Here is a 21,929-nt window from a genome sequence, read left to right as displayed (position 1 = left end):
CATTGGGATGTATATGCTGCATATTCGAGTGGACTACCCTATTCAATTTCTCACCTCCCTTCTGTGCTTATTACTCCTTCTCTGTTAAAATGAGATTGTCCAGATCACATATTCATAGAAAGGATGATAGACTAATGGCTGGATTTACTTGCCCATTTTGTAGGCGTATTATGAGCGAGAACTCAAGCACGCTTAGGATTTATCAAAGCTCTTTTTATTTAGAGAACACTAAACACCAGCAAGACGTAAACATTACTTTGGTATATCATAAATGTCCGGGTTGCGATAAAACATGTGTGTATTCAATAGGCTCTGGAGTAGAAAATATCGATATCGTTACTCCTTTATTTCCACAATCTTTTGCTATACAATTTCCTGATTATATTCCTAAACCTATTCGCAGTGATTATGAAGAAGCTTGTGCAATTGTGAATCTTAGTCCTAAAGCTTCAGCAACACTCTCACGCCGCTGTCTTCAAGGTATGATTCGTGATTTTTGGAATATTTCCAAAAAAAGACTCGTAGATGAAATGGATGAATTAAAGAACTTAGTCCCTGCTGCACAATGGCGAGTAATTGACGGAATTCGTCGCATAGGTAACATTGGCGCTCACATGGAAAAAGATGTTAACTTAATTATTGATATTCAGCCAGAAGAAGCCACCAAACTTATTAAATTAATTGAATTGTTAATCGAGCAATGGTACATACAACGTCACGAACAAGTACAACTTTATGCTGAAATAATTCAAATTGACGAAAGCAAACGGGTACAACGTAATAAAACATAACAATCATTTAGAATCATTTTCAGCCAACAGTCTTCCGTCAAAGCTCCAATACTGAATGACGACCCTCATAGGGTCTTCTTCAGTACCCAAACCTCGAGCGGCTTTAGTTTCTATCACTCGAATAACCCGTGCACTATCTGTTCCTCTCCGCGGATATTTTTGAGTATCCACCTACCCCACCTCCCTCCTGAGACGTTGTTTGTCTGGTCTATTTCTTTAGTTGTAACACTTACTAGCCCTCCGAATTAACCTGTAGTTAAATTATTGTTCAAAAAAATATTGTCAGGTGTGGTTTCTAGAATATTCGCTATTTTTATTGCCATTTCATAAGACATCCCTCTCTTACCATTTTCAATCATCCAATAAGATTGAAAAGTAATTCCTAATTCTTGAGCCATTTTCTGATAAGATATACCCTTACTTTGACGAAATTTTTGTAAGTTATCTAAGTTCACTTTATCAACCTCCTTAACTTAACTTGGTGTTAAATAAAATATAACTTAACAACAAGTTAAAGTCAACAACAAATTTTCTATTTAGTTAAATCTTCTTTCTACAACTCATTTTTCATTTGATTTAACACTTCGTTAAATTATAATGATACTAAGGAGTGGTTTATATGCTAGGTTCTCGTTTAAAGAATTTAAGAACTTCACATAAATTAACGCAAAAACAACTTGCCGAGAAAGTAAATGTGACACACGTCTCTATATCAGGTTACGAAAGTGGTAATCGTTCTCCAGATACGGAAACATTACAAAGCCTAGCTGATTTTTTCGATGTTTCAGTTGATTACCTTTTAGGTAGAACCGATGATTCATCAACAAGCGCAAATAGTGATAAACCATCTAATTCTGGTCGTGCCTATTTAGACGGTGGTAAGGACTGGACTGAGGAAGAAATTCAAGCAGCAGATGATTTTATTAAATTATTGAGGAAGAAAAGAAAACAATAATGTTATAGCAAGTACCTCAGCCGATGGGGAATTTTATCAGGTGAAATCTCAGTGTATAAAAAATTAGGTTTACTTTTCATCGTATTATCTATTTTATTAACTGCATGCTCAAATGAAAAAGAGGCTAACAATTTAAAAATACAAGCAGATGAACTGTATGATAATCATCAGCTTGAAAGTTCGATCGAGGTATATGAAAAGGCATTATCTCTTCATGAAAATACAGAAGTCAGAACACAAATGCAAAAAGCAAAAAAAGAACTAATTGCTGTTAATGAAGCGCAATCTATTATAAAGGATCTAGAAAATCACTTAGCTAAGCTGTTACAGGCTGGTAATGATACAAAACTACTTGAACATGTTAAAGATATCCAACTATCGTTTAATGAACTAATAAAAATAAATTCACCTAAAGGAACTACGATCTCTAATTTTGTTTCAGCACTTAATAACAATAATGATTATAAGAATTTTGAGTTCAGAACAACTATTGTAATGACAAGTCTACAATTTGGAAAAGGAGACGTTGATATCTACGAATACAGCGAACTCATAAAAGAAATTCTCAAGAAAACTTCTTTCTTAGATGTTTATCAGTAAACAAACTGTTAAAGCTGATCTAAACTTCTGGTTTAGTTCTTTCAGATTTAATTTCAACTCCTGTAACAGACTTAGAAAAATGATAAACAATAAGCCCTTTGGGCTTTTCTTTTAATGTTTGAAGCAACTCCCCCAGCCGATGGGGAATTTATTAGGTGATAATTATGCCAATGATTTTAAGGATTATCGGGGTGTTAACAATTATTGGTGGAGCTATTAATGGATATACAAGTGCAAAAAGCTATAGTGGTGTTGAAAAAATACTAGGTAGAAGTATTGAAATCCCTTTTCAGTGGTCAGTTGCTCTAACGTGGTGGATAATTGGTATCATATCGGGTGTTTTATTCTTTACGTTCGCATTAATACTGGAAAAGCTGATTTATATAGAAGAAGACATGAATGATCTTAAGTACAGCCTAGCATCCTCCACAGATTCGGACAATAAACCAAATTACGCAGCTAAAAGGCCTAGCTCAAGTAATTCAAAGATGAATCTAGATGCTGCAAAAGGATACAAAATGAAATCACTGGACTAATCTTTCAAGCAAGTACCTCAGCCGATGGGGATCCAACAGGAATGATCACATTTGAAATATAAAATTCTAATCGCTCTAATATTGTTATCAGTTATAACAGGATGTACTGCTATTTCTAATACCTCAGAGCTTTCACAAGTAAAAGAAGAACAAATAGTGCTCACGACGGAAAGTAAACCGGAGGACTTGCAGAATGGTCCTAATGTCTTACATGCAAAAGCACAACAATTTTTTTATAAAAAAGACTTGGATGGGATTAAAGATACATTAACTGTACTAACTGATAAATATCCGACATCCGTAGAGCAGATTAATGCTATAGAAAAACTAATTACTACATTGTCCGAAAAATTAGAACAGGAAAAAGAACAGGAAAAAAAAGAAGCTGCTAAAAAACAAGCCGCTGAGGAGAAGCGATTAGAAGAAAAAATAGAAAAAATGCGTACTAATTATGATCTTGTTAAAGATATAACTTGGTATCACGACAAAACAACAACTGAGGGTGTAGATAGAAGTAGCTTTGCTTTGTATTTTGGTGAACAAACAACTGGATATCCTTGGCTTAGAATTCGTTTGCAATATTCGGGATATGAGTGGGTATTTGTAGATTCCTATATTATTAAAGTAGATGACACTACATTCAACATCAATCCATCGAACGGAAAAATAAAAAGAGATAATAAAGATGGTAAAGTTTGGGAATATTATGATGCTCTTGTAACGAATGAAATCTATAACATAATTACTGCTATTATCGATTCTGAAACAACAATTATTAGACATCAAGGTGATCAATACTATTTTGATTGGTTTGTTATAGAAGCAGAAAAGAAAGCTTTACGTAATGTGTTAGATGCTTATGAAGCATTAGGTGGCAAAGAACCGGAATAATAGTATTCAGTGTATCATTCAAAAATTCAACAGATGCATTTTCCCATCACCCATTGTATACTTAATTTAAGTTATAGGAGGCTGGCTAATGATGAGTGAAAAAATATTAAAGCAAATTCTCGAAAAACTTAATCATCTTGATGATCGAATAAGTAGCATTGAAGAAACAATGAATTCGATCAAAGCCGACACCTCCGACATCCCATTGATTCGCCGTGCTACTCTTGAATCTTTGGAGTTAATAAAAGAATCCGATAAGAAAACAGCGTCTACCTTGAACACACATGAGTTTGGTATTGATATTCTAAATCGTGAACAGTTGAAGCTCAAGACAGATATAGAAATGTTAAAAAACAGATAATACCCAGCCCTTCAGGGCTTTTCTTTTAACCTCAAAATAGAACATATGTTTCTTTTTTGTTTTATAATACTTACTAGCGGAGGTACTCATATGGCAATAGATATGAATCTCTACAGACCAGCCCATTTAGAATTGAAGATAGAACAGTGTTACAAACAACACGGTATACACACACCTGATGATTTGACGATTGATAACGTTTCAGCTGCTTTCAATATAGAATTAGGTTATTATGATGGCAAACCGTTTGCTGATTGGGATGATGATATCGGTATCGTTGTATTAAACCAACAGGATCCCTACATACAACAAAAAGTAATCTTTTATCACGAAGCAGCGCATTGTGTTCTTCATGCTGGCGATCAGCATCAAATGCATGAACTATTTAAAAACTTGCAAGAAGCTCAAAGTGCTAGATTCCAATATTATGCTGCTATTCCCTACTACATGATTCCGAACGTTATTTACGGTTCCTATGACGACTACGTTCTTTGTTTAGTAGATATATTTCAATTACCTTATAGTTTCGTACGAAAACGAGTTGTGCAAATATTAAATCGCATCCAGCAAGAACAACAAGATAGAGACTACATAAATCAAACTAAACCTAAACCAGCTACATACGAGTACAGCAGCGAAACTAAACGAATTTTGAATCAATTACATCAGCAAGTAGCAGAAAGGAATGCACCTTATCATGTACAACATTAACGTCTTATATGAATATACAGGCGAAGCTTATTGTAAAAATCCAGTATGGGTGTTAGTGGAATCGGCAGATTTTTGTTGGAATAGTATGTTACATATTGATATTATCGCTCCCTTTGCATACATATCATATGGGGAACTATTCGATTTTCCAGCTATAAATATACCTGCACATGCACTCGTAAGGACACAAGTAACAAACCAAATCGGAATTAACTTACCTTATATAAAAGAGGAACTTCACAAGACACAAAGTAATTTTGCACACCACGTGCTTGATATTACACGCTTAATTTTACGAATAGCAGATATAGAAGATACACTTGAATATATCATCGATTGGAGGAAGCAACATGAATTTGCCGCAAGGTGAATATTGGATGTATTTACGGAAAAGCCGTGCTGATCTGGAAGCAGAAGCCCGCGGCGAAGGGGAAACGTTAGCGAAACATCGGAAAGCATTGTTGCAACTTGCCAAAGATCGTAACTTAACGATTACTCAAATTTATGCAGAAACCGCTAGCGGGGAAAGCATATTACATCGTCCCGAAATGCTACGTATGCTCAAAGATTTGGAAGCCAAACCTCCTGCTGGTGTGCTGGTCATGGATATTGATCGGTTCGGACGTGGGGATAAAATTGATCAAGGGATTATAGAACGAACGTTCAAAGAAAGCGAAACACTCATCGTTACACCAGTAGATGTATTTGATATGAATAACGAAGCAGGAGAATTCAATGTTGAAGTTAGGTCCTTCCTGGCTCGGATGGAGCTCAAACAAATTACAAAACGAATGCAAGGCGGACGCAGACGCTCCGTACAAGAAGGAAATTACTTAGGTACTCGTCCCCCATTCGGTTATGACTTACACCAAGATACGATTGGCCGGACATTGGTCCCCCATCCCGATCAAGCGGGTATTGTCACATTGATATTCTCACTGTACACACACGATGATCCGGCTAAGCGAGCTGGTTCAAGTAAAATTGCGACCAAACTTAATCAAATGAAAGTAGAAACCTATAGTGGAAAAGCATGGGAAGCAAGCACCGTACTTAATATATTAAAAAACGAAGTATACATTGGCAGAATACAGTGGGGAAAGAAACGTAGCTCCAAATCGAAAGTACCTGGTAAGCGTAGAGAAGTCGCTTTGCAACCACGGGAGAACTGGATTGATATTCAAGGTAGGCATGAACCTCTAATTGAAGAAGAAGTCTTTGCTAAAGCACAGCGCATATTAGGGAAAAAATATCATGTCCCCTACCAGTTAGTTAACGGTATAACTAACCCACTTGCTGGATTAATCCGATGCGGTAATTGTGGATCGTCAATGGTCTATCGTCCTTACGTGAATGCGGATGCTCATATTATGTGTACATACAAAAGTTGCGATAATAAAAGCAGTAAGTACATATATGTGGAATCCAAATTAATCGAAGGGCTAGAAAGTTGGATGGAAGATTATCGAAACAAATGGCTCAATTATAAACCAGAAGATGATCACAATCCTGATCACGATATTCGTAGAATGAAAACAAAGCTGCTAAAAGAAAAGCAAAAAGAACTTGATGATCTGTCCGTGCAAAAAAACAATCTATTTGATTTACTGGAAAGAGGTATTTATAACGAAGAATTGTTTCTCGCTCGTTCCAAAGAAATTGCAGAACGGATTCATGTTGCAGAACAATCGATTACTGATTTAACAGCAGCACTTGAATTAGATGAAAAACGTAATAAAGCTCGACATGACATTATTCCGAAAATCGAATCCGCTATTATTCTGTATCATAACTCTAACGAACCTTCCGAAAAAAACTTCATTTTAAAATCCGTTGTTGATTATTGCATCTATAAAAAAGAAAAAAACCAGCGAAATGATGATTTCTCGCTAGTTGTGTTCCCGCAGTTTCCTGATTGAAGCTGCGGTTTCATATGTCTATAGACTAAGGGTTATTTCATTACCTTCCTTATCCGTTCCGATCGGATCATGCAACGAAACATCTTTACGCACTTTTTTTAACGATCGAAGGTGCATCAGTATTTCATTTTCTATACATCTGGCTGCAAATGTAGCTAGTTTCGTACCTTTTCCAGTTTGGAAGCTTTCAATTGCTTTGATCAATCCGATTGTTCCAATACTGATCAGATCTTCTTGGTCTTCTCCTGTGTTGTCGAATTTTTTAACTATGTGTGCAACAAGGCGTAAATTATGTTCGATAAGAATATTTCTTGATTCAGCATTACCTTCCGCCATAAGTGCTAAATGTTTCGCTTCTTGATCTTCTTTTAGCGGCTGTGGAAATGCATTGTTTTTCACATAAGAAACTAACAATGATATTTGTTTTATAAACAACGCAATTGACGCAAGTAATCCAGCCATACACTGCTACACCTCCATGATGTTATGTTACGAATAAGCTGTTTCTTGTTAGTCAGCTATTGGATTCGTATCATCTGAATGTTGTTATTCAGTATATGTAGGTATATGCCCAAAGGTGCCCGTACTATGCTTATAATACTATGTTATGCGTGATGATTAGACTCTTATCAAAAATAAATTATCGTTATTTAGTAAAGTTAAAGATAAGCCTACATATAATGTATGGATAGCTACTACTAGCGGAAGGATTTGATGAGTATGTCAATGCCTAATATTCCAGACATTACACCTGATATCATTCTTGACAGAGAAGATGTCGTCCATTTACTATTAACTTCCATCGCTATGGAAGAAATTAGTTTCTCACACATTCTTAATGCAGAAGCCGAAAAGATTCAACACTTCCTGAAGGATGAACATTTGTCACTCTGTGATGCCCTTACTATCAATAATAGTGTGGAGCAAATGATGAGAGGAGTAATGACAAATCAAATATTGTTATTACATAAATTAGGTGACGTGATGAAGTTAGCAAATAATGTCGATCCAAGAAACTCAATGGCCAATTGTTGTGATGATCCGGCTTGTCAAGGGCGGAGCAATAAGAAATGTACGAATCGACCATGCAGTTGTAATGAGCATTATGAAGAAGGAGAATAATGTTCCCCTATCTGTTACACAGCAAAACGCATGGACTCACTCCTTGAACAGTTTGGACAATGAAGCAACTATATTATTAATAATTAATTCAATAAACGTACAGTTTCAATCTCTGTCTCGATTGTTAGAGGCTCATATTTTACAAAACAGCTCCTCTTCTAAACAATCGTTAAATAAATCTGATAACTCTAACTTTATTATGTCTGTACAATCTCAGCTCAATATGGGTGAACGAATTAATACACTGCAAATGATTTCTTTTCAAAAAACTAACCTATATCTTGACGTTTTACATACACAATATGGAAACGCTCTGGATAAAGAATTGGATAAACATTTAGACATTTCACAATTACGAGCACTTCTATTATTAAAAAGTGATTGGATTTTATCTCTAGCAGAGATGACCAAGGTGTTACAGGAGGTAAACCAACACCACATCAACCTCGTTAAGTATGAAACAACACTTGTAAAATTAGCTTTAATGATATCTACCATAATGACATCATTTCCTGACGAGATTAGTTTTTATCCTATTTCTTGTTACTCATCTCATGGTGATGCTGACACTCAATTACAACAAAATAATTATCGTTTGCATGAAGCAAGTACATTACTCGTTCAAGTGTCACATACCTTTCCGTTTTCAAGTAAGAAAAACAAATATATTATTTACAAAACAATTGATCTACTCCAACGTGAGTATACTAATTATGTTCCTGCTGTGAAAAAAATAAAACCAAAACAACAAGAACCAATTTACTCTATACGAACGAATACAACGAAACCATTGGTCCATTACTCTGCCAAACCAGTCTCCATTATTAAACATAAGAAAAAGAAAACTTAAACAGGCCTTTCATTTATTGTATGTAGAGGCCTGTTTATTGTTTAAGATGAGATTTTAATGAAATGAACGACCGGTTAAATATCATAAAAAAAACTGAGCATAGATCGTGTGCAAAAAAATATAAATTAATGCACCAGCAGCCGAACCGATTAATGCACCATTCAGCCTAATTCGTTGTAAATCAACCTCAACTTTGCTCTCTATAAAATTAACTAGTTTGTCTTCTGTAAATTCATCTAACGTACTGCGGACTATTTGTCCAATTTGTGCATGTTCTGATTCAACAACTGTAACAAGTAATTGTTGAATATATTGTTGCAGTTGTTGCTGTAATGGTTTATTACTGCGAAAATGACGCCAACTAATTGTAATCCATTGTTGTAGCCATCTACGCATCGATTCGGAATTAGAACCCATGGCCGTTCTTATATCTGTTAATAACGCAAGTATAATAGGCTCAAAAGATAGTTGCTGCATCAGTTGCGTTAACCATTTACGAATCGTTTGCTCCATATTAGTACTAGTTTGTAATTGTTCCGCAAGATTATGCAGCATTTGGTTAAGCATTTGCCTAATCTCATGATCTTCTTCTTGTAATCGATGAACGAATTGTATTAAATCACGGTGTAATACAGAAGCTGCTACTTGCAAGTTGACCGCATCAGTCTCTTCGGCAAATCGAATCATTTGTTGTTTAAACCACCGTTTTAATCCGCTGCCTTCATCACTAATTTTTTGTTTTTCACGATCGAGCATCTTAAAAATTTCTAGACGCACCTCAGGTTGGTTCATCTTGTTGGCAATAATCGGTACCACTATTTGAATAACACGATCGATCATTCCTTGTTCTAAAGCATACTGTAGTGCTTTTCCTAATAGAGGAGCTGCATCTGTTTCTCGTAATTTTTGTTTCGCTATATTATCTGCCCGTTTCGAAAACAACGTTAATCGCTCAGCAGTACTGAATTGTAACACCCATTCCCAAAGCTTATCCCCCCATTTATACCTTGTAGTCGCCTGATCACCTATTTGCAAAATTAATTTAATAAAATCGACTTGTTCCAATTTACTGTACAGTAAATCTTTACTCAATAGCTGCTTTTCGACTAGCATGACAATGCCATCTACTAGTTTGTTTCGGTTACGTGGAATAATGGCTGTATGAGGAAACCAAGTTAATCCAAATGGATGGCGAAACAGTACAGTGACAGCAAACCAATCCGCTAAAGCTCCAATTAATCCCGCTTCTGTCGTATACAATAAAAATCCTGTCCACCACACATCTTCAAAACGATAGTTACACCAGACCATAATCAAAAACAATATCGCTAATAATAGAACACTAAGGTTAGCTTTTTTACGCATAGTCATTCGGCTACACTCCTTTTAGCCAAAATGTGCCGAGATAGATGAAACATCCGATCAGACCTCCAACGATAATGCCATTGAGTCTAATAAATTGCAAATCTTTTCCTGCTTTATCTTGGACTAACTCATTCAACTGTTGTTCATCAAATTGATTAAGCCCATCCTCCACCATCTTCCCGATAGTATGATGGTATTGCTCTATAAATTGAATAATCCATCGTTTCAAATTGTCGTCTACACGGAGCTGTAGCTCTTCATTTGATTGCCACTTTATAATAAGCTGTTCCAATTTTTGTTGCACAACCATTTCTTGCTCATTTCCGAACCGCTGTAGTATCATTTCTCGCAGCTTTTCGATCAACGGAACAATCATACTATTCCATTGCTTGCTTTCTGTCACCGCCGATATTAATTTATGTTGCTGCTGCTCTAAGCCTGAACGCCAATCTTCGTTTACTTTCCACTTCTCCACCAAGTTTTTCACTTCAACAGCTATTTTGGAATTGACCTCAGACTCACTATCTTCTGCCCGTTGCAAGTAACCAACTAACCAGTGCTGCACATGTTTCGTAATCGTCTCACTATTCAATCCAGCAACTTGATCCACTAATCGACGACTTACTTTATCTCCTTCATACGTCCGAAGAGAAGTAGCTATAAATTGATTGATCATATAATAAAACGTAGGAGCTTGAACGATCGTATTTAATTGAGAAGCAAGAAATGCAACACATTTACGTTCATACTTATGTTCTAGCACCCAATCCAGCAACACATCAACAAGTTCAACAATTGGAATGGCAGTGCCGTGCTTCTGGACTAATATTTTTAAGTCTGTCGCTAATTTTTCACTATTCGTATTTTCAAGCATTTCTTTTAAAAACAACGTAATAAGTTGTTGCAAAAAAGATACAGTGCCTGGTTTCGTTACATATTGATTAATCATATTGGAAAAAGATAACGATGATAGTTGTCTATTAATTTGTTCCACAGAAAGTAATTCATGTTGAACCATATCAACTAATTCTTTTACTAAGCGATCTCTATTTTTGGCAATAATATTAGTTCCCATCCAATTAGGCCAACGAATTCGGAGTGGTTGTCCAAATAGTGCAGAAACAGCAAATGAATCTGCTAAACCGCCAATGACGGCAGCACTACAAATGGCAAACAACCAGCCTCCAATAAATGTATGCTGTAATGGAAAGGTAATTAAGATGCCTATGGCAGAAACTATAATGACCATATTGGCGATTATACGAATTCTTTTTTTTGACATGCTGCTTCTCCATTCGAGTTTTCAAACTAACATACCGATGTTATGTAGCTAGTTTAACCTTTTTTGCTGATTACATCCAGCTTACTAAATAAAAAACTGCGCATAAAGCGCAGCTTCGACCATCATCTTATGTTGTTTTTAACGACTATCTTGCTGCAATGTAGGTTGTTTTCGTTGTTTGTGTTGTATACAAAATAATATCATGAACTGCGATACAGCAGTTGCAAATAATATAATAGCGATAGCAATCGATTCTGTATTGCGAGCAAATAAAATCAATAAGCCAATAGATACTATTCTGCCCAAGTTAATAAACACTTCTCGCATCACAACTGCCTCTACTCGTAATTGACCACGCAATGGAAGCCCGGCAATAAGCTTGTAATAATAAGTAGATAAAGTGTTCAGAGCTAACGGATTACAGATTGAAAATAATATCATAAATATAACAACTGTCCACAGCGAAACATCCCATAATAATAATGAGGAACCAAAAGTTACACCTGCCGCAGAGAGAAACATATACCGCCTACTCTGTTCAGCGGAACCTTTACGTGATATGACATAACCGATTAATACAGTGACAGTAGCAAATAACATTCCCAAGTAGCCTACCCAGTCTTCACGACCAACGGCACGAAATAACAGTATGTTAGGTAAAAACAACATCGTTCCTTGAAATAAACCGACGAAAAAAAATCCGTATAAGCTTTTTAACCATAACTTATCTCTGCGCATTAAAATACCGGCAAACTTTAAATAATAAGTTTTTGACGTACTCACTATTTTCGGAATTTTAAAGCTAACGATAGCTGCAATAACAAACATAACAAAGGCTATGGAGAAAATAATAATATAGCCTGTTAATCCGTTACTACGTTGAATAATATAACCAGCTAGAGCCGGTCCTGCTAAACCAGCCGTATTGAACACAACTAAATTAATTGCTAAAAAACGAATCCGATTTTGTTCAGTAGAAACATCATATTGCAGAATCAAATATCCTGTCCAATAAAAGCCTGCGGCAATGCCATTGCATATCGCAAATAAAATATAATAATTGACTACTTGTTCTTTGGCAATGACTACACATAAATAAAATATGGCGATCATTACTATCCCAAACCGATAAGTAACCATCCGATCCGTTTTTTTCGCTAAGTACCCACCAACAGCAAATGCTAGCGGGGTAACCCCATGCATAATAATATTATAAAGTCCATTGATGACAAGATCTTCTGTCAATCGCCACAAATATAAATTAAGAAATAACCCTGACATAGAGGCGCCGATTTGAAAACAACAATGTATAATTAAAGTAATTACCGCGTCTCGACTTAACTTTTTTTCGGGAGGAATAACTTGCGCATGTCTACTAAACCTATCGATCAACCATTTCCCACGCTTAGCCCAAAGTACCATCTTCAGCTGCCTCCAGCGCCAGTCTATATTTCTTGTAGCACATTCTGATCACGCAATCATTATGCAGTAGTGGTAGCTGACAGTAATACTAACGCATCTAATGCAGCAATTATTTCTCGCTCTACAGCATCACTAACAGCATTCGTATGGGGGTTATATTCCGCTGCCAAATCGCTATCTGCATATCCATCAATCGCTATTATCGCTCCAGCCTTAACTCCGCGTAATGAAGCAATAACATACAATGCGGCTATTTCCATTTCTACAGCGAGAACACCTGCTGCTTTGTATAACTTGTGTGGAAATTCCACAACACCATTAAAAAACACATCCAGCGTTAATGTTATTCCTTTCGCCACGACACCGCCACCAAGTGCTGTAGCAGCTTCATATAATGCATTAGTCACTGCACCATCCGCAACTGCTGGGAATCCGTCTGGCACTAGCTGTTTCGTCAGCCCTTCTGCACGAACAGAAGCGGTACTTACGACAAGACTACCCGCAGGTATGTCCGCTGTATATGAACCAGCCGTCCCCACTCGAATAATTGTCTCTATACCACCTTTAATTAATTCTTCGAAGCAAACAGCAGCTCCAGCCGATCCTACTCCATGACTTACAACAGCAACCGCTACTCCTTCGTATGTTCCTACAAATGTACGATACTCTCTAGCAAACGCCAGCTCTTTGGCATCGGTTAATTTTGTAGCTATTAATGCCGCTCTTCTTGGATCACCACAAACAAGAGCTAATTTTGGCAATTGTTCTGCCCCTACTTCTAATACGGATAAATACATTTCTCTACACTCCCTATATTTAACGTTTCAAACCAATCATTATAACATATCCATTTTCAAATATTTGCATGGCAATCGCCAATGTTCATCATTTGGTCACATATATCATAAGTCTAACTTTCATTTCTAGTCATCACTATCATGACATAATCTAACTAAACAGTAATAGGTAAATAAATAGTAAACACTGTCTTTTCGTCCGCACTATTTACTTCTATTTGCCCGTTATGTTTTTCAACAATACTTTTACAAATAGCAAGTCCTAATCCAGAGCCACCTTTCCAATGTGTTCTAGAGCGATCGACGCGGTAAAAACGATCAAAAATATGTGGCAAATCCATAACAGAAATTGGCTCACCGTAATTAATAACATGGACTGCGGCTTTTTCCCCTCTGCGTTCCACATGAATATCTAAATATTTACCTTCTTTTCCATAGTGTAGTGCGTTGGCAATTAAATTTTCAAATACGCGAGCGAGCATAGTAGGATCGGCTTCCAACATAATTGATTTACTACTGCTCATCATTTTCCCTTCCATACCTTCTTCCTGTAGTGTTACATGATACTGAGCTAATAGTTGACCTAACAATTCAACCAAATTAAGTTGTTCCTTATGAAGGACAACAGAATCATGTCTCATTCTCGTATACTCGAATAATTCATCAATTAACGTGTGCAAACGAAGCGATTTTTCATAAGCAATTTGTACATAGTACCGCAATTCTATTTCATCCCGATAACGATCTTGTTCGATTAACCCTAAATAACCGATAACGGAAGTTAGTGGCGTCCGCAAATCATGCGAAACATTTGTAACTAACTCATTTTTCGCTTGTTCTGCTTTCCTTTCTTCTTCCAATGCAGCAGCCAAACGAAATGAAAGCTGATTCACATTAAACGCCAACATCCCAAACGGATTAGACTTCCGAATCGGAATTTGGTAATTCAAATGAAGTTCTCCGTCAGCAATTTTTTTCACGGTTGTATTTAATTTAATAAAATATTTAAACAATGTCCATTGCAACAATATAAAATAAACAAAAAATAAACCGATCAGCATTAATGTATACGTAATAAATAACACCGTATCACTAGATAATACGGTTCTAATCGAGTGTGCAATATTAGAGACAAACGGAAAATAATCCGATGCGACTGCAATTAAAAAGATAGTAGCTGTAAGTGTAATAAATGCCAAAATCGCACTTAAAACAACGTTTAAAGTGCTACGCATAAGAAGGCGGAACATAATATTATCCTTCAATTTTATAGCCTACCCCCCAGACGGTAACGATAAGTTTCTCTCCTAGTTCTTTCTCCAACTTATCACGCAGTTTACTAATATGAACCATTACCGTATTGTTAGAATCAAAATACTTTTCTTTCCAAACTTGCTGAAATATATCTTCCGCACTGAATACTCGACCTGGTTGACTGGCAAGCAAATATAAAATTCCGAATTCCGTAGACGTCAAATGTAATGCTTGTCCATTTACTTCTGCTGTGTGACTTAACCGATTTATTTTCAGCTGTCCAATATGCAGCTCCATCTCGTCTTGTTCCTGTTGAACTTCTTCTTTTACTGCACTATATTGATACGATCTCCGCAGTAAGGAACGAACTCTTGCTAACAATTCTAATGGATTAAATGGTTTTGTCATATAATCATCTGCGCCAGTCATTAACCCTAATATTTTATCCATATCCTGTGTTTTAGCACTTAGCATCAAAATAGGAACATGCTGATCACGACGTAATGTACGACAAACTTCCAGCCCATCTAATTTCGGCATCATTATATCTAATATAACCAGTTGAAAAGACTGCTCTGCATATCGTTGCAATGCTTCTTCACCGTCATATGCTTTTTCAGTTAAAAATCCTTCGTTACGCAAATATATTTCGATTAAATCAGCAATTTCTTTTTCATCATCTACAATTAAAATCCGTTTATCCAAAGCGACATTCGCCTCCGTTAATAAATTAAAAAATCAGATCTAGTCCTACTTTACTTACTATACATGAAATCCAGTTTTCCTGGCATAGTTCTTATTAAATATTTACAATGTTTAAGTTTTTATTAATAATTAACTGTTCTGTTCCTTGCCACAACATTGTAATGTAAATCACTGTCGAAAGGAGCCAACCAATATAGCCAATGCATCGCCAATATGATAAACTAAACAGGACTAATGTTATGACAATGAGCAGAATTAATTTGATTCTATTTGTTGTTCTATATAAACGAGGAGGTTCTTTAACTAATGGCATCCAAAAGAATGCGTTCAGATATGATCAAGAAAGGGTTCGACCGTGCTCCACACCGTAGTTTACTACGTGCAGCTGGTGTAAAAGAAGAAGATTTCGACAAACCGTTTATTGCTGTTTGTAACTCTTACATTGATATTGTACCCGGGCATGTCCACTTACAAGAATTCGGTAAGCTAGTAAAAGAAGCCATTCGCGAAGCTGGTGGCGTTCCATTCGAATTTAACACAATCGGTGTAGATGATGGTATTGCGATGGGTCATATCGGTATGCGCTACTCGCTAGCTAGTCGCGAAATTATCGCTGACTCTGTAGAAACCGTTGTTAATGCACACTGGTTTGATGGGATGATCTGTATCCCTAACTGCGACAAAATTACACCAGGTATGATTTTGGGAGCATTACGCGTTAACATTCCAACGATGCTTGTTAGTGGTGGACCGATGAAAGCTGGAAAAACATCGGATGGTCGTTCAATCTCTCTATCCAGTGTTTTCGAAGGAGTAGGCGCGCATCAAGCAGGCATGATTGGCGACGATGAGTTGTTAGAGCTTGAGCAGTATGGTTGCCCTACATGTGGTTCTTGTTCTGGTATGTTTACAGCTAACTCCATGAACTGTCTAGCTGAAGGACTTGGACTAGCTATGCCAGGTAATGGAACAATTCTTGCTGTTGCACCTGAGCGAAAAGAATTTGTAAAGCAATGTGCTCGTCAATTAATGGAACTTATTAAACAAGACATCAAACCTCGCGATATTGTAACGATTGAAGCTATCGACAATGCTTTCGCATTGGATATGGCAATGGGTGGTTCTACGAACACTGTATTGCATACACTTGCTATTGCTCATGAAGCAGGCATCGAATATCCAATCGAACGTATTAACGAAGTTGCAGAACGTGTACCGCATCTTGCAAAAATTGCTCCTGCGTCAGACTATCACATTGAAGATGTACACAATGCAGGTGGTGTAAGTGCAATTATTCATGAGCTTCTAAAAAAAGAAGATGCATTTGATGGTAGTCGTATTACCGTTACTGGCAAAACACTACGTGAAAATGTAGCAGGCTGTGAAATTCAAAATACAGACGTTATTCGTCCTATCGATAACCCACATACCGAGCGTGGTGGACTAGCAGTATTGTTTGGTAACTTGGCTCCTCATGGCGCTATCATCAAAACAGGAGCTGTTGATGCATCTGTTGGTGGCTACCACAAAGGACCTGCTGTTTGTTTCGACTCACAAGATGAATGTCTTGCAGGTATCGTAAATGGTAAAATCAAAGAAGGCGATGTTGTGATTATCCGTTATGAAGGCCCACGTGGTGGTCCAGGTATGCCAGAAATGCTAGCTCCAACTTCCCAAATCGTTGGTATGGGACTAGGTGCAAAAGTTGCTCTCGTTACCGATGGTCGCTTCTCAGGCGCTTCCCGTGGTATTAGTATTGGTCATACTTCCCCAGAAGCTGCGGAAGGCGGACCAATCGCATTCGTTAATGATGGCGATATTGTAGAAATCGATATGAACAATAGAACGATGAATGTTCTTATTAGCGACGAAGAATTCGAACAACGTCGTGCTGCATGGCCAGGCTTTGAATTGAAAATTAAACGTGGTTACCTTGCACGCTACGCTCATCTTGTTACTTCAGCAAGTACTGGCGGCGTAATGAAAATGTAATCGAGCTTGTAACTATTGATACAATAACAAAAAAACCTTTGTGCCAACAAGATGGTATATAACCTATCATCTTAACTGGTGCAAAGGCTTTTCTATATAATACAGCACTATATTCGATGTCGCCATAATGCAGGCTGCATACCAACTAAGCGACGAAACGTTCGAATAAAATAACTTTTACTATCAAACCCCAGCCGCTCTGCAATTTGGTCAATACTGAGATCACTATGATCCAAATAATCGCAGGCTTTCTCCATCTTAACTCGTAACACATAATCAACGAAATTTTCATTCGTTTCTTTTTTAAATAGTCTACTAAAATAAGCTGCATTCAAATGTAGTTTTTGGGCTACGTCAGCCATCGAAATTTTTTCATGCAAATGCTGTACAACATAATTTTGTGCTTCAATGATTTCTTTCCGCTTGGAACCTTTGTGTACATAGTGGATAATACTTAACAGTTCATTCATATAAAACCACATTACATCATACATATGATCCAATGATTCTACTCGAAACAAATTTTGATGAACAATTTCTTCAGAAAACTTGGTTTCAAAAAACTGCAAAGATTGTATTTTCAATCGTAAATCCAATAATATTTTTATTCCCCACTCACGTACCATATGTGGTTGAAATCGTCCACTTCGCAATTTCTCAATCCATTCAGACAATGCAGTTCGTAAACCTTCACTATCTTCGTTCATGATTAACTGTTGGAACTGTTGTTTCGCCTCCAGATGATAACTCAACAAATCTGTATAAATATAAGAAGCATTGATTTGTTCTAGTTTAATCGTTAAGCCCTCTTCATAATAAAAACATAATTCTTTGCCCTTCAACAATTGTTTCATATTTTCTTTCAAAATCAACTTTTCTTCTGTTAATTGTCCAATAATAAACGTTACAGTTAATTTTAAATAAGCTAATAATGATTCTCTAATTGCCTCTAGTACTTGTTCCGTCTGTGTATATACATTTTCTTTCACAAAATCACGATATTGAAATAAAAGTACCGTTTCTTGACCGTTATAAGCAAGATGGAATACCGATTTCTTTTGGTCACCTGTAATACTTTCTTCCATCACGTTTTGCATAGCAAACATTAACAGTTTTTGAGAAGAGTAACGTTCTTCGGCTACTAACGGGCGATTAATGAAGCATAGAACAGGAATATAGCCATATAAACTGAAATCTAATCCAATCTGCTCTACTTGTGTTGACCAACTAGCTTCATTCATTAAAGGATCATCGGTCAAAGAATTCAGTAATTGGCTACTTACTTCTAATTTCTTTGTCTGTTTTTCAGAATCAAGCTGTAATTTTATTTTTTTCAACAATTCAATTAATGTTTCCGGCTCCAAACTTTCTTTCAAAATGTAATCTGCAACATTTAACTGAATCGCTTGCTTAGCAAAGGAAAACTCATCATGACAAGATAAAATAACAGTATGCACATCATCTTTGTGTTCTAATAAAGCCGCTATTAATTCTAAACCATTCATCAACGGCATGCCAATATCTGTTATTACTATGTCTGGTATATGCAGCTTAGCATATTCGTAAGCCTTTTTTCCATTATCGAACACACCCGTTACTTCCATATTCAAAGACTTCCAAGGAATAACTTGTCGCAAGTAGTCCACTACTGGAACATCATCATCAACTAATATGACTTTATACATAACGGGCCTCCCCGGCAATAATTGGTATAAATAGACTTACTTCTGTTCCTACTCCTAGCTCGCTTTCTAGCTGTAGTTTGACGGTGGGACCATAAATCAATTGTAATCTTTCATAAACATTTTTCATGCCAATACCAGAAAATATATTATATTTCTCTTCTGCTTCCGATTCTTCACCACTGTTGTGTAAGTGGGTAAGCAATTTGTTCACTTGCTCTTCACTCATTCCATTGCCATTATCGACAATTGTGATGACAAGCTGCTGTTGTTGAATTGATGCTTTAATACAAATCTTACCGCCACTTTCATTAAACCCATGAATATACGCATTTTCAATTAATGGTTGAATAAACAATCGTGGTACTTCCACCATACTGGCTTGTTCTGTTAATTCAACTATAAATTCAATCGGTTTGTGCTGCCGCATGTTCATTAACTTGATGTAATGGTTCACTACTTCGATTTCTTGGTATAGCATAATAAACTCATTATTACGATTAATCGTCATTCTTAACAAATGTGATAATGATTGAATCAATGCTGCGTTTTCATGATCATTTTTCATCAATATTTTCAATCGAATCGAATTCAATATATTAAACAAAAAATGTGGATGTATTTGCGCTTGTAGCGTTTCCAGCTCGAGCATTCTTCTTTTCGCTTGATCTTGTACAATTTGGTTAAGCATAGTTTCAATTCTATCAAGCATTTTATCAAAGGAATGACCAACTTTACTTATTTCATTATTTCCTTCAATGTGCGCTCGTACTGACAAGTTACCTGTTTCAAACTCACTCGCAACCCGACCTAACTTGGCTAATGGTTTTGTAGACCGTCGAATGAAAAAGATTAAAATAATAAGGAAAATAGAAAAAAACGAAACTTGAATAAACAAATTCGCTCGTTGAATGGAGTTCAATTTTTCATTTGCATCTTTGTAACGCGTCAAGCTAACTAACGACCAATCGGAATAGGTCAGTTTATGACTAGCAAGTAAATACTTTTCGCCAGCGATTGAAGTGACTAACGCATCATTTTGATCATAACGAATACTATCTCTATAAGCAAACTTCTGTCCAATCTTCGACGTATCTGGATGAGATAGTACAGTGCCTTCCGAATCTACTAGCATCAGTTCTTGACTACCTGTTAATTGTGCGAAAGACTTACTAAAATCAGATTCTTTCAAACTAATAATAATGTACCCTAACGGTGTTGTAGACGGCTGTATCTTTCGAGCAATAGTTATTAAATAAGGATTATCTTGCTGAGAGGACAACATATAATTAGGTTGTCCTCCAAGCCATAATGTTTCAAAAGCACTTTGTTTTTGCAATTGTGCAAACCAAGGTTCTTTGAAAAACAATTCAAAATTATGATTATAGGTTGAATAGTTTGTATATCCACCAGCAGAGTCCGTCAAAATAGTAATATAAATATCGTTTAGTAAATTTGTAACACTATTTAATCGCGACGTTATCTTTGCATAATTCAACACGTTTTGAGCGGACGCATCATTCGTCTGTCCTTCACGAAGGAGAGCATTCATTTCGCTGTCAAATTGAATATAGTTAGTAATATACAAAATGTTATTCATTAAACCAGCCAAGTTGAGTTCAACAATTTTCATTGCGTCCTGTGCATTATTCACAGCATTCTCCATTAAAACATCTTTAGACAAATAGTTGGAAACTGCTGTTGAGATGAGCAATGGCACTAATAAACAAATGACAGATGTACTTACAATTTTTTGTCGTAATGAAAATGTGTCCCATTTATTAACTCGTCTCTTCATTCCTATCGCACAATCCTTTAATAAATATAGTTTTCATCCAGCTTATCCTTTTACACCGCCGACTGCAATACCTTCAATAACGTTCTTCTGAGCTATAATAAACACAATTAGCAATGGAACAATAGCGGATACAGCGCCTGTCATCGTTAGAGCATAAAATTGACCTTCACTATCGGCAAACTGCTGCATTCCCATTTGAATCGTGTACAACGCTCTATCACGTAGAAATATTAACGGTGTTTGGTAATCATTCCACGTCCAAATAAATCGTAATATCGCATATGTCGCTATCGCCGGTCTTACTAATGGCAGCGCAATCCGAGTAAATATTTTAAAATATCCTGCACCATCCATCTTAGCAGACTCTAGAAACTCCGGATGAATACCGATGAAAAACTGCCGTAACATAAATGTACCGAAAACACTAAAGCTATGCAATACTATCATACCTAGATGTGTATCGTAAAGGTTTGCCCATTTCATAATTAAAAATTGTGGTACTAATATTGCTTGTACGGGAACCATATACAACATTAAAATAAGTATAAACAAAAAGTCTTTTCCGAAAAACTGCAGCTTTCCAAAAGCAAATGCTGCCAAGCTAGATACAATAACTGAAATAGCTGTAGTTAACAATGCAACTTTTATCGAGTTCAAATAATATAGTGTAAATGGATATGCCCCTAACCAAACTTCTTTATAGTTTTCAATTGCATTCCATCGCGTTGGTAACCATTGAATAGGATAATTAAATACATCGTCTTCAAATTTGAATGAAGTAACTAACATCCATACAAACGGTAATAAAAATACTAAACCGACAATTAACATCACTACGGTAATTAAAACTCTTTTAAGACTTAATTGATTTAAGCTTTTCGATTGCATGTTATTTC

General features: G+C 36.3%; 23 protein-coding genes and 1 pseudogene. 12 read left to right on the top strand and 12 right to left on the bottom strand.

Annotated elements, in window-relative coordinates; translation table 11 throughout:
- Positions 1-134 precede the first annotated feature (134 nt).
- Positions 135-791: a DUF4145 domain-containing protein gene (locus ACFSTH_RS08055; RefSeq protein ID WP_377772505.1), complete on the top strand. Its 657-nt coding sequence runs from the start codon at positions 135-137 to the stop codon at positions 789-791.
- Positions 792-794: 3 nt separating this feature from the next.
- On the opposite strand, the gene ACFSTH_RS08050 is transcribed toward ACFSTH_RS08055, so the two are convergent.
- Complete coding sequence (locus ACFSTH_RS08050) at positions 795-962, bottom strand: carboxypeptidase (protein WP_377772507.1); 168 nt, start codon at positions 960-962, stop codon at positions 795-797.
- A 74-nt stretch (positions 963-1,036) separates the two neighbouring features.
- Positions 1,037-1,246 (bottom strand): helix-turn-helix transcriptional regulator, encoded by a 210-nt coding sequence (locus ACFSTH_RS08045; RefSeq protein ID WP_377772509.1) that lies wholly within the window; start codon positions 1,244-1,246, stop codon positions 1,037-1,039.
- 164 nt (positions 1,247-1,410) lie between these two features.
- Here ACFSTH_RS08045 and ACFSTH_RS08040 point away from each other — a divergent pair, with 164 nt between their 5' ends.
- The 8 genes from ACFSTH_RS08040 to ACFSTH_RS08005 all read left to right on the top strand — a co-directional run bounded on the left by ACFSTH_RS08040 (position 1,411) and on the right by ACFSTH_RS08005 (position 6,764).
- Positions 1,411-1,746, top strand: coding sequence for a helix-turn-helix domain-containing protein (locus ACFSTH_RS08040; protein WP_377772511.1), 336 nt, complete (start codon positions 1,411-1,413; stop codon positions 1,744-1,746).
- 51 nt (positions 1,747-1,797) lie between these two features.
- Positions 1,798-2,346: a hypothetical protein gene (locus ACFSTH_RS08035; protein ID WP_377772513.1), complete on the top strand. Its 549-nt coding sequence runs from the start codon at positions 1,798-1,800 to the stop codon at positions 2,344-2,346.
- Between the two features lie 155 nt (positions 2,347-2,501).
- On the top strand, positions 2,502-2,882 hold the full coding sequence (locus ACFSTH_RS08030) for a hypothetical protein (protein ID WP_377772515.1): 381 nt from the start codon (positions 2,502-2,504) through the stop codon (positions 2,880-2,882).
- A 51-nt stretch (positions 2,883-2,933) separates the two neighbouring features.
- A complete protein-coding gene (locus ACFSTH_RS08025) occupies positions 2,934-3,773 on the top strand; it encodes a hypothetical protein (RefSeq protein WP_377772517.1) in 840 nt (279 codons plus the stop codon).
- Positions 3,774-3,861: 88 nt separating this feature from the next.
- Positions 3,862-4,134, top strand: a complete 273-nt coding sequence (locus tag ACFSTH_RS08020) for a hypothetical protein (protein ID WP_377772519.1) — start codon at positions 3,862-3,864, stop codon at positions 4,132-4,134.
- A 90-nt stretch (positions 4,135-4,224) separates the two neighbouring features.
- A complete protein-coding gene (locus tag ACFSTH_RS08015; protein ID WP_377772521.1) occupies positions 4,225-4,845 on the top strand; it encodes an ImmA/IrrE family metallo-endopeptidase in 621 nt (206 codons plus the stop codon).
- Entirely contained in the window at positions 4,832-5,215 is a 384-nt protein-coding gene (locus tag ACFSTH_RS08010) for a hypothetical protein (RefSeq protein WP_377772523.1), read from the top strand. Before ACFSTH_RS08015 ends, ACFSTH_RS08010 begins: the two co-directional genes overlap by 14 nt.
- Positions 5,196-6,764, top strand: a complete 1,569-nt coding sequence (locus ACFSTH_RS08005; RefSeq protein WP_377772525.1) for a recombinase family protein — start codon at positions 5,196-5,198, stop codon at positions 6,762-6,764. The genes ACFSTH_RS08010 and ACFSTH_RS08005 overlap by 20 nt, the downstream gene beginning before the upstream one ends.
- A gap of 27 nt (positions 6,765-6,791) precedes the next feature.
- Here ACFSTH_RS08005 and ACFSTH_RS08000 read toward each other — a convergent pair.
- Positions 6,792-7,226, bottom strand: a pseudogene (locus tag ACFSTH_RS08000) (sigma-70 family RNA polymerase sigma factor); the annotation flags it as partial.
- Between the two features lie 258 nt (positions 7,227-7,484).
- Here ACFSTH_RS08000 and ACFSTH_RS07995 point away from each other — a divergent pair.
- Complete coding sequence (locus ACFSTH_RS07995) at positions 7,485-7,886, top strand: hypothetical protein (protein WP_377772527.1); 402 nt, start codon at positions 7,485-7,487, stop codon at positions 7,884-7,886.
- On the top strand, positions 7,861-8,736 hold the full coding sequence (locus ACFSTH_RS07990) for a hypothetical protein (RefSeq protein WP_377772529.1): 876 nt from the start codon (positions 7,861-7,863) through the stop codon (positions 8,734-8,736). Before ACFSTH_RS07995 ends, ACFSTH_RS07990 begins: the two co-directional genes overlap by 26 nt.
- Positions 8,737-8,817: 81 nt before the next feature.
- Here ACFSTH_RS07990 and ACFSTH_RS07985 read toward each other — a convergent pair whose 3' ends face one another.
- From ACFSTH_RS07985 to ACFSTH_RS07960, 6 genes are all read right to left on the bottom strand, one after another.
- The gene (locus ACFSTH_RS07985; RefSeq protein ID WP_377772531.1) at positions 8,818-10,107 is read right to left on the bottom strand and encodes a DUF445 domain-containing protein; all 1,290 of its coding nucleotides are present in this window, start codon (positions 10,105-10,107) and stop codon (positions 8,818-8,820) included.
- Positions 10,108-10,111: 4 nt separating this feature from the next.
- Entirely contained in the window at positions 10,112-11,383 is a 1,272-nt protein-coding gene (locus ACFSTH_RS07980) for a DUF445 family protein (protein ID WP_377772533.1), read from the bottom strand.
- Positions 11,384-11,521: 138 nt separating this feature from the next.
- Positions 11,522-12,805 carry an MFS transporter gene (locus tag ACFSTH_RS07975; protein ID WP_377772535.1) on the bottom strand — a complete coding sequence of 428 codons (1,284 nt, stop codon included), beginning with the start codon at positions 12,803-12,805 and terminating at the stop codon, positions 11,522-11,524.
- Positions 12,806-12,864: 59 nt separating this feature from the next.
- Complete coding sequence (locus ACFSTH_RS07970; RefSeq protein WP_377772537.1) at positions 12,865-13,602, bottom strand: nucleoside phosphorylase; 738 nt, start codon at positions 13,600-13,602, stop codon at positions 12,865-12,867.
- A gap of 155 nt (positions 13,603-13,757) precedes the next feature.
- Positions 13,758-14,867, bottom strand: a complete 1,110-nt coding sequence (locus ACFSTH_RS07965) for a sensor histidine kinase (RefSeq protein WP_377772539.1) — start codon at positions 14,865-14,867, stop codon at positions 13,758-13,760.
- Positions 14,857-15,561 (bottom strand): response regulator transcription factor, encoded by a 705-nt coding sequence (locus ACFSTH_RS07960; protein ID WP_377772541.1) that lies wholly within the window; start codon positions 15,559-15,561, stop codon positions 14,857-14,859. Before ACFSTH_RS07960 ends, ACFSTH_RS07965 begins: the two co-directional genes overlap by 11 nt.
- Before the next feature lie 306 nt (positions 15,562-15,867).
- On the opposite strand from ACFSTH_RS07960, the gene ilvD reads away from it, so the two are divergent.
- Positions 15,868-17,553, top strand: a complete 1,686-nt coding sequence (ilvD, locus tag ACFSTH_RS07955) for a dihydroxy-acid dehydratase (RefSeq protein WP_377772543.1) — start codon at positions 15,868-15,870, stop codon at positions 17,551-17,553.
- Between the two features lie 107 nt (positions 17,554-17,660).
- On the opposite strand, the gene ACFSTH_RS07950 is transcribed toward ilvD, so the two are convergent.
- The 3 genes from ACFSTH_RS07950 to ACFSTH_RS07940 are packed head-to-tail and all read right to left on the bottom strand — an operon-like array spanning position 17,661 to position 21,921.
- Positions 17,661-19,238 (bottom strand): helix-turn-helix domain-containing protein, encoded by a 1,578-nt coding sequence (locus ACFSTH_RS07950; RefSeq protein ID WP_377772545.1) that lies wholly within the window; start codon positions 19,236-19,238, stop codon positions 17,661-17,663.
- A complete protein-coding gene (locus ACFSTH_RS07945; protein WP_377772547.1) occupies positions 19,231-21,033 on the bottom strand; it encodes a sensor histidine kinase in 1,803 nt (600 codons plus the stop codon). Before ACFSTH_RS07945 ends, ACFSTH_RS07950 begins: the two co-directional genes overlap by 8 nt.
- A gap of 42 nt (positions 21,034-21,075) precedes the next feature.
- The gene (locus ACFSTH_RS07940; RefSeq protein ID WP_377772549.1) at positions 21,076-21,921 is read right to left on the bottom strand and encodes a carbohydrate ABC transporter permease; all 846 of its coding nucleotides are present in this window, start codon (positions 21,919-21,921) and stop codon (positions 21,076-21,078) included.
- Between the last annotated feature and the right edge of the window lie 8 nt (positions 21,922-21,929).

The organism is Paenibacillus yanchengensis (assembly GCF_042684845.1).
Lineage (GTDB): Bacteria > Bacillota > Bacilli > Paenibacillales > Paenibacillaceae > Pristimantibacillus > Pristimantibacillus yanchengensis.
The sequence above is the reverse complement of the archived record's forward strand: the minus strand, read 5'-3'. Positions and strand labels throughout refer to the sequence as shown.